Source organism: Gilliamella sp. Nev6-6, from assembly GCF_001690605.1.
In the GTDB taxonomy this organism is placed as follows: domain Bacteria; phylum Pseudomonadota; class Gammaproteobacteria; order Enterobacterales; family Orbaceae; genus Gilliamella; species Gilliamella apicola_C.
In genome coordinates this window covers 1-10,995 of record NZ_LZHP01000030.1, presented here as the reverse complement: position 1 = coordinate 10,995, position 10,995 = coordinate 1, and the positions used below count along the sequence as shown (strand labels likewise).

Below are 10,995 nucleotides of genomic sequence, written 5' to 3'. Positions count from 1 at the left end.
AAGACACCGATAGGCGGTGAAAAAAGCAACTCAACTTCAAGCCTAACCGCATTAAAATCACTTTTTGCCAATTTAAGTCCGATAACCTTTCTTATTTCTGTATCATTGGGTTTTGTCAGTATCAGTTCGCCAGTTTATGGCAGTAGTATTGTGCCGGACCGTCAAGCGAGTAAACATCATCAACCGCAGGTGACCTCAACGGCGAACGGCACCACACAGGTCAACATACAAACGCCGAATAATAAAGGCGTTTCACATAACAAATACCAACAGTTTGATGTCTCAAAGCAAGGTGTAATTTTAAATAACAGCAGTAAAACCAGCAAAACCCAAATTGGGGGTTATATCCAAGGTAATGAACTGTTAAATGCCAGTGGCAGTGCCAAAATCATCTTAAACGAAGTCAACTCACGTAACCCAAGCCAATTAAATGGGGTCGTTGAAGTTGCGGGACAAAAGGCACAAGTGGTTATAGCCAACCCATCGGGGATCACCTGTAATGGTTGTGGGTTTATTAATGCGAGTCGAGGCACATTAACGACGGGTAAACCGATAATTGAAAATGGGGATTTAACCGGTTATCAGGTAGAGCAAGGTCATATAGCGGTAACGGGTAAAGGTCTGGACAGTTCTGGGCAAAACTATACGGATTTAATTGCTCGCACGGTATCGATAAATTCTGCGGTATGGGCAAATGATTTAAATGTGGTGGCAGGGCGTAATAAAGTCAGCGTTGACGCACAAACGGTAACACCGTTAGGTGAAGATGATAACCCAAAACCGGAAGTTGGCTTGGATGTTTCGGCACTGGGGGGGATGTATGCGGGTAAAATCCAGCTAGTCGGGACAGAAAAAGGGGTTGGTGTACATAATGCAGGCGAGTTAGGGGCAAGTGCTGGTAACCTTATAATCAGTGCGGATGGGAAAATCAGCAATACCGGTACCTTACAAGCTAAAGGTGATATTCAGCTAAGCAGTCAACACACTATTAGTAACAGTAAACAAATTTACAGCAAAAAAAACCTTCAATTAAACGCCAAAAAAGCGATTGCTAATGAGGGGGCATTAATCGCTGAAAATAATGTCGAGCTTAAAGCCTCAACGATAAATAGTGGTAAAAGCAGTACCGTTGCGGCGGGGATTGACCAACAAGGGCAGTTGACTAAACAAGGTAATATTGTAGCCACAGCTAATGCTATTGCTTTTAATGGAAAAAACAGCGCAGGCAAAACGTTATTATTAAAAGCGGAAGATAACCTTAATCTTGATAGTAGCAAAACATATGCTAATGATTTAAACCTGACGGGTAATGATATCTCACTGAGAGGAGCAAAATTACAATCCGAACAGAAATTAAGCGTGACCAACACTAAAACGATAAATACGTCTGACTCAACGATTCTAGCTAAACAAGGTATTGCATTAACTACGAATGAGCTCACAAGTAACAATAGCCAACTTATCTCAGAAAATGATATTACCGTAAAAGCCAATCAGATAAAAAGCAATGCATCTAAAATAAATACTAACAGCGCAATAATCATTGACGCTGATAAGATTGACCTGCAAAAAACTAACTTAAGCGCTAAAGGCGCCATTTCGTTGACAGGCAGCGATCTTAATACCGATAATCTTGACCTTATTACCGAGCAGGCACTGCATATCTATGCTAAAACCTTATCTAGCCAGCATGCTAAGTTGCAGGCTAAAAAAAGCATTGGCATTAAAGCTGAAAATTATTTTGCTGATTTTTTAAATCTTATCACAGCGGATGCTTTTTCTGTAAAGGCAAATCAATTGCAGTTGGATAAATCAAAAATCAGCGCATTAGGCGATATTACTGTTCAAGGAAAAATACTACACAATCGAGAGTCGGTATGGCTTTCCGATAACGACATAAAAATTAAAGCAGATAATATTGAAAATAATGCCAGCCAAATGAAAGCAGCGGGATCAATCAATTACCAGTTTAATGACCTAAACAATAATAATACGACATTGATAAGTGGCAAGCGCTTAACCTTTACTGGTGATACACTACACAATCAACAAGCAAAATGGCTCAGTGGTGATGATATTGCTGTCGATGCTTCAATTCTATTTGATAACCAGTCGAGTCTTATTGTATCGGGTGATGCATTAACCATTAACACACAAAATATGGATAATGGTGATGCTGAGTTAAATGCCAATAAAGCGTTAACTATCCAAGCTAAACACTTATTAAGCGATAATAGCACACTGCAAGCGGGCAATGCGCTGACTTTAACAACTGATGAGCAAATTCACGCTAGTTCTGCAAAGCTATACGCTGAAGATAAAATCACAATTAACAGTAAAAAAATAGATTTGGCTGGTGCTTTTATTGGCGCTAAAGATGATATTTCAATAACTGGGCTACAGCAACATTTAAAACATGCTGAGCTACTATCGACTGGAAAAGTTGATGTTACTGCTACGACAATTGAAGCGGATGACGCTATTATCAAGGCGTCAAACGATTTAACTATCAAAGTTCAGCAATCCGCCTCATTTAATCAAGGCCAGCTGGTCACAAATAAGAAATTGACGTTTGAAGCACCACATGCCAATACTGCCAACTCCATTTTTTATGCTCAAGATGGCATGCATATGCGCTTTACCCAACTTCATAACCAAAATGCGCGTTGGTTCAGTGATGATATAATCCATTTATCGGCAAGGCAATTTAATAATCAAAAAGCAACCCTACAAGCCAAACAAGACTTAGATATTGAGGCTCAGGAAATTAACAATAATGAGGCTATATTATTAACCGATGGTAAACTGGCAATGCATGCCAAGCAAATTGATAATAGGGCTGCACAAATTCAAACCAAAAAAGGTATTTATATCCAAGCAAACAATCAGTTACAAAATGAGAATGCCAAACTCATAACTGATGAGCATATTAAAATTAATACCGATAATTTTATCAATACCAATGCAACACTTTTAAGTCATCAGCATATTGATATTCATGCCAGTAGCTTCAACAACGAAAAAGGCCTATTTTTTGCCGATGGTACGATTAACTTCATTAGTAAACTAATCAATAACCAAGATAGTGAAATCAAATCCAAACAAGGTATCGACATTCAAACTGAATCACTTGTCAGTGATCGTGCAGAATATATTACTGAAGGGGATTTAAACATAGCAAGCAAAACGGCCTCAATGGATCAAGTAACCCTTTCAAGCAAAGGTAACATGGTTCTGGACAATGAACAAACGTTGTTCATGCAAAAAGCTAAGTTGATTGCGCTACAAAATTTGCAAATTAAATCTAATATTATCAATAGCAGTGAGTCTAACATTAACAGTTTAGGCAATATTAATATTACCAGCGCACAGTTAACAAACAGAAATGCAAACCTCATCAGTGATAAAGACATTAAAATTAACACCAATACGTTTGATAACAACGCAAGTGAAATGGGCGCGCGTGGTCACATTGATGTTAATGCTTCTACACTGATAAATAACCATGCAAAATGGGTTGCCAACGATGACATCACTATTGCTAGCGATGAGCTTGATAATACTGGCGCACAATTGGGTGGTGGTAAATCGCTAAGCATTAATGCTAAAAAAATTAACAATCAAAAAGCCATTTTCAATACCAAAACAGATATCACCATTCAAGCTGAAAACTTGGATAATACGGAATCCAAATTGGTCAGTGGGCAATCAATTACTCTAGATTCAACAGGACTAATAAATAAAGGTGGCGTAGTTAAAGCGGGTGATGCGATCACCATTAATAACCAAAAATTTGACAATAGCGATGCAATTTTAGTTGCGCAAGCGGCGATTAATATTAAGTCTAATACGTTAAATAACACCAATGCCATACTTCAATCACAGTCACAAATAACCGTGACAGCAAACCAAATTGATAATCAGTCAGCACTATTACTATCGGGTGATAAAGGGTTACGTATTGATAGTCAAACATTAAACAACCAACACGCCAAATTATTTACTCAAGGTGAATTAACGCTTCATGCTGACAATATCGCTAACCAAAATACTAAATTGATTGCTGAAAAATCCCTAAACATTCAAACTAAGCAATTAAATAATCAACAAGCTGAATTACTTGCCAAAGGCGATATTAATGTACAGGCAAACGTACTGAATAATCAGCAAGCAAGCCTAACATCTGAACATAATATTGGGTTAAATGGCGTTGATAGAATTGATAATTATCGTGCTCAACTAACGGCAAATGGGAAAATTGAGCTTATCTCACCAAATTATATTAATAACAATCATGCAAAGTTACTGTCAAATACTGGTATCAAATTACACACAGCTGATTTAAGTAACCAATCAGCCTCATTAAAAACCAATGGGCTTATTCAGATTGATGCTGATAATATTGATAACAGTCATTCAGAATTTGTCGCCAATAATATTCTGCTAGAAAGTCATTATTTAAATAATACGCAAGCCAATCTTACTGCAAATAACAAAATGGTCATTAATGCATGGGATTTTAATAATAGCCAAGGGCATTTACTGGGCGATAATATTTACTTAAAAACACGCGCATTTCGAGGTGATGGCACAATTAAAACCACAAATGATTTATCGCTTGATTTAGATGAAAGCTTTATTAATGATAATGAAATCACTGCCAATGGTCATTTGTCTATTCGCAGTGCTAAAGACATTATCAACAAAAATAAAATTACAGCGGGTCGTCAAGTTTCGTTAAGTAGTCAGCAATTAGTTAATGAACAACAAGCGGAAATCAGTGCAAATTATTTAGTATTAAAGCATCAAAATATGACTAATCAGGGATTAATTGATGGTACTACCGCAGTGCTCCGCATCGATGATACCTTGAATAATTTAGGTAAAGGGCGTATTTATGCTGATAATTTAGCCATTGGTGCTGCTCAGCTCAATAATCGGGGGCAAAATGGTTTAGCTCCTGTGATTGCCTCTCGACAAAATTTTCACTTAGGCGTTAATAGGTTAAATAACGACAATCATGCCCAGTTACTTAGCTTGGGTTATTTTAATATTGGTGGTCAGCTTGATGACAACTTCAACGTTGTCGGCAACGCTGAGGTCATTAATAACCATTCAGCGACCATTGAATCACAAGGCAATTTAATAATTGCTGCCAATACCATTAACAATATCAATGACCACATTGTGACAGAAATGCGCCCAAGTGATGAGCCGCCAGAAAAAGAGACTTACTTCCAAACTGCGGAAGGCGATGGGGCGAGTAAATATTCATCTAATGACGTTCTTTACCGAATCCACACAAAATATATGCAAGGTATTTCAGGGCAATCTTGTGATAAACATCATCGATGCCTGTACAAATGGAATGATATTCCTGAGCATTTGAGGCACACCAAACAATTACAAAGAATGTCAGTTCCGTCTCACAACATAAATGGAGCAAGCGATTCATGGGAATTTAATGTGATTAAACAAAAATACCGTACCGTTGTGTTAGAAACCGATCCCGGTAAAATTATGGCGGCCAACCATCTGATTATTCAAGGTCAAACGCTAAATAATCAGGACAGTAAAATCGTTGCGGGACAAACGGTTAGTATCAAAGTTAATCAACTGAACAATACGTCTGAAGAAACCTTATCAAAATACGTTTATTCAGGGAATTATTACTTACATAAACGCAAGCGTAAGGATGAATACCGATGCAAAGGTCCTTATGACTACACAAAAGCGGATGAAATCTTTATTGATGATGCTTTGAATCACAATATTTTAGAGCATCAAATTTTCGAGAAAAAACCATTAAATGACACGCCAAGACAACTCGTCGAGGTGGAAAACAAAAATAATCAACAGATTATTGACCAAACCGTTCATGCGAGTATTTCTCAGCATGGAAAACAGATAGCTAATCCAATTATCGATTTAAATCCGAACAATAATCTTACTGGTGATAAAACTAATGTGACAGTGGTTCCAAATCATAAGCAAGAGATAATTACGGGGCTACCGACTAAACCGGATAACAATTTTGAATCTATTGTAATTGATACAGTGGAGCAAAATAAAAACGATACGCCAAAAGATAATGAACCAGAACAACCGGTAACAGAAGCGGAAATGGTACCGTCTAAAACCATCAGTATTTATGAACCGAATTTAACCTTACCTGATAATAGCTTATGGATAATCAACAAAGAGACTGACAAAAATTATATTGTCGAAAGCGATCCGCGTTTTACTCAACGCAAAAAATGGCTCAGCTCTGATTACATGTTAAGCCGTTTAAATGCCGACCCGAATGCGATACAAAAACGATTAGGTGATGGTTATTACGAACAGCAATTAATACGAGAGCAAATTATTGGCTTAACAGGCAACCGCTATTTACATGGTTACCGTTCTGATTTAGAGCAGTATCAAGCTTTGATGGATGCGGGAATTAGTTTTGCTAATGCCTATGGTATTGTTCCCGGCGTTGAATTATCAGACGAACAAATGCGCGCACTAACCACTGATATCGTTTTATTAGTGAAAAAGACCATCACGGTAGGTGGTCAAACGCAAGAGGTATTAGTGCCACAAGTTTACGTAGTTAACCGTCCTCAGTTGGGAACTGATGGGGCATTAATCTCAGGCGAGAACGTGTTTGTTAAAGGGGATGAACTTAATAGTAATGGCTTAATTAAAGCCAAAAATGACATACTATTAGATGGGCATAATGTCACCAATAAAGGCACTATTTATGGTGGTAGAGTATCTATCAATGCGGAAAACGACATCACCAATTACGGCAAATTAGTGGGCGATAAACTGGTTTATTTATCAGCAGATAATGACATCAATTTATTATCAAGCACCCGCACACAGACTCGGGGGCGGAATTTAACTACCAATATAGACCAAACAAGTATTATTCAGGTAAATGATGGCAATGTTGTGATTGATGCGGGTCATGATATCAATACTAAAGCGGGATGGATTATTAATAATGGTGAAAGCGGTAATACTTGGTTACAAGCGGGTCACGATATTAAATTTAATACCGCAGATATTGAAGAGAAATTAGATTTTAGGGTCAAAAAAGACTACCGAAAAACGGATGAAAAAAGTGTGGTTGGCACAGGCATAAGTGCCGCTAATAATGTTATGCTTATTGCTGGTAATGACATTAATGCCAAAACGGTTGATATTACTGCGGGCAACCATCTTGGGTTACAAGCCGATAATGACATTATATTAGGCTCATCGGCCGAGCATTTTGAATTAGATGAATTTCACAAAAGTAAAAGTAAAGGGTTTTTAAATAAAACAACCACTACAACGCACACAGAAATAGATAACACCACGCAAAAAGGCAGTGAGCTGTATGGTGATAGCGTGAGTATCAGTGCGGGTAATAATCTCAAAGTCACGGGCAGCCAAGTGATTGGTAGCAATGATGTGGTGCTGAATGCCGGCAAGGAAGTGACCATTGATGCGGCAGAAGAGTCATATTACCGAAAACAAGAAACCAAAACTAAAAAATCGGGACTAATGAGCAGTGGGGGTATTGGGTTTACCGTTGGTAAAGAAAAAGAGTCCTTAAAACAGACAAATACCGAACAAGCCTTTTTGGGCAGTGTGGTGGGTAGCACAGATGGCAGTGTTAATATCCGAGCGGGTAAAGACGTGAACATCAAAGGCAGCGAAGTCATTGCGCAGCGTGATATCAAACTGCAAGGTGAAAACGTCAACATTGAAGCACTAGATGCCAAAACGACGTATAAAGAAGAGTATAAACACCAAAAATCAGGGCTTACTGTGGCGGTAACGGGTACGGTTAGTGATATGTACAACGCTAATCAAACCCGAGAGCAAGCCAAAAAACAGACTAACGAAAAAACCAAAGCGTTAATGAATATCAAAGCGGGGCTACAAGCGGGTAATGCGGCGTTAGAGACAGGTGCGAATTTACAAAATGGGGTACCTGAGGCGTCGATTGGAATTAACCTTAGCTTGGGTAGTGAAAAAACCAAGCGCACGGTAAACCAAGAGCAACATACGGTAGTGAGTAGTGGTATATCAGCGGGTCATAATGTCAGTATTATAGCCACGGGCAATGGACAAAAAGAGAGCGGCGATATTAATATCATCGGCAGTCAGGTGTCAGCAGGACATGATGCGATGCTCAAAGCCAACCATGATGTTAACATCGTAGGTCAAGAAAACACGAGCAAAACTGACACGAAAGAAAAGAGCAGCAGTGGCTCGGTGGGTGTGGGTTATAACTTTGGTGGACAAAAAAATGGCTTTAATATCTCAGCCAATGCGAGCCATAGTAAATCTCGAGAAAAAGGCAATGGTACCGACTGGACAGAAAGCGTGGTTGAAGCGGGTAATAAGCTCACAATCATAACGGGGAACGATGCTAACATTATTGCAGGACAAGTTAAAGGTGATAGGGTGGTTGCCGATATTGGTCATGACCTGAATATCGAATCAAAACAAGACAGCGATGAGTTTCATTCTAAAAGTACTTCTGCCTCGGCAGGGGGTAGTATCTCAATGGGCGGAGGCGGTAGTGCCAATGCATCAGCGAGTAAAACTAAAATGGACAGCAACTGGCAAAGTGTTACTGACCAATCGGGTATTTTTGCCGGTAAAGGTGGCTTTGACATTAAGGTAGGCAACAACACCGACCTAAAAGGGGCGGTCATCTCCTCGGAAGCCGAAGACCCGAGCAAAAACCGCCTTGATACGGGCACAATAAGCTTTAGTGATATCGAAAACAAAGCGGACTACAAAGTCAGTAGCAGCAGTGCTGGCATTAGCTCCAGTGGCATGCCATCGATGCCAACCAGTCGTAACAAGTCAGAGAAGGCAAACTCGACGACGCAATCTGCGGTATCAGAAGGCACGATTATAATTCGCAACAAGGACGGACAACAACAGGATATTGATGATTTAAGCAGAGATACCGAGCAGGCGAGTAACGAGCTCAAACACATCTTTAGCAAAGAAAAAGAGCAAGACATCATCGACCAAACACGCTTAGTGAGTGAGATTGGCGGTGAAACCTTAACCATGCTCAATCATATCGACCGCATAAGCGCAGAATCTGCAGCGAACAAAAAGCTAAAAGAAGAGCAGAAAAAAGCGAAAGAGCAAGGCCTCGTTTTAACCGACGAGCAGGAACAGAAAATCTATGAAAAGGCCTACAACGATGCGATGAACGAAGGGATGTCAGCGATGGGCAGTGACACCCGTCAAGGCGTTGAAATGGCGGTTAACATTATTAATGGGCTAATCACGGGCGACATGACAGGGGCTGTTGCGGGGGCATTAGCACCGAAGATAGCCACCATAATCAAACAACAGACAGAAGGAAACACCGTCGCCAACACAATTAGCCATGCTATACTGGGCGCAGTAGTTGCTGAGCTACAAGGCAACTCAGCCTTAGCGGGAGGTTTAGGGGCAGCAGCGAGTGAACGTAGTGCTGAAGTCATAGCGGGCATTTTATATCCGGATAAAGCAGTAACAGAGTTATCGCAAGAAGAGCGACAAAAAATCAGCGCACTATCCCAACTAGCTACAGGTCTTGCCATCGCAGCATCTGGTGGAGATATCCAAGATGTGAATACGGGGATTGCTGCGGGGAAAAATGCGGTTGAGAATAACTATTTAAATTCTTCCGATCATCAAGATAAAGTAGGTTTAGAATATAAAGAAAAAGAAGGTTTATTAACTGAAGACGAAAAGCAAAAGTTAGTGGAGCTTAGAATTAAAGATGAAAGCTCAACAAATGCATTATTAGAAGCTTGTGTTGATGTAAATAGTGAAGGTTGTCATATAGAGCGCCAAAAAGCTTATGATGCGCTAAGAACATATGTAAATTATTATTATAACAAATTAGAGCACCAAAATGGCTATTTAGAAATAAAACAATTATTAGATGGAACGTCAAACACACCAGAGGCAAATCAATTACGAGCTATCTATCAAGGGTATTTAGAAAGTTATAAGCGTTTTGGTTATAGTGACGAACAAGCCAGAGTGATGGCAGGTAGGACTATGGGTAGCATGATAATGCTTCATGGTCTTACAGGAACTATAACGCTTCCTAAGATAAATAAAATTTTTGGTGGTAGTAAGCTATTACAGGTTGGAAAAGTGACGAGTCCACAAATAATAAAAAATAGTGAAGGATTGAATGAAGTAAAAATCAATCAAACACCGCTTGAAGGACAAAACCGTCTCAATACGCCAGATTTAGGCGGTAGTGGTAAATTAAAACCCGCTGAAGCAGCCGCTGCAGCGCAGCTTGAGCCAGTATTAGGTAAAATGGAGCGTTATACGCCGCCTGAAGGAGCCACAACTGGTTCTTCACCAGACTTTATTATTACTTCAGGTCCCAATAAAGGTAAAACTGTTGATGCAATGTATACAACTGACAAATTGTCACAAAAGGAAATTGATGGTTTAAATAAATTTTATGAAAAAAATATGAGCATAGGTAACGGGAAAATCGTTATCCAGGATCATTTGAAAAAAGCTGATTTTGTTCCAGTTGACTTTAGAGTATTAACCCCAGTTAATCAAAAAATTTTTCTAGATTATGTAAAAACCTTGCCTAAAGCGCAACAAAATAAAATCCTTATTATGAGGTAATACAATGGGTGCATCTATAATTTTTAGTCGGGATGATTCAATAGAAAAAATTGAAGATAAATTTAAATCAACATATGTAAACGGAAGCTATTGGGATGCCTTTGGTGATTTGCTAGATGCAGTATTTTTACCTAACTATCCTAAATTACATGAAATCATAAAATCGGAAGAAGGAGAATACTTAAAGTTTTATTCTTTTGTCGAGTTGGACAAGGAACAATTTAACCAATCTGTAAAATTAATAAGGGATTATATTGCAAAGCAGAGTAATCCAACCGAATGGCAAAAAATGGCTCAGGTGGTATGGAATGAAATAGCGGAGCCTTATATTATTAAAGA

The 10,995-nt window shown here is 39.0% G+C and carries 2 protein-coding genes; both read left to right on the top strand.

Annotated features, from left to right (window positions below; all coding sequences use genetic code 11):
• Positions 1-150 precede the first annotated feature (150 nt).
• Complete coding sequence (locus A9G42_RS04505) at positions 151-10,656, top strand: hemagglutinin repeat-containing protein (protein WP_218837761.1); 10,506 nt, start codon at positions 151-153, stop codon at positions 10,654-10,656.
• Between the two features lie 4 nt (positions 10,657-10,660).
• Positions 10,661-10,995 (top strand): hypothetical protein (locus tag A9G42_RS04500; protein ID WP_065652757.1); only part of this gene is annotated, 335 nt, incomplete at its 3' end.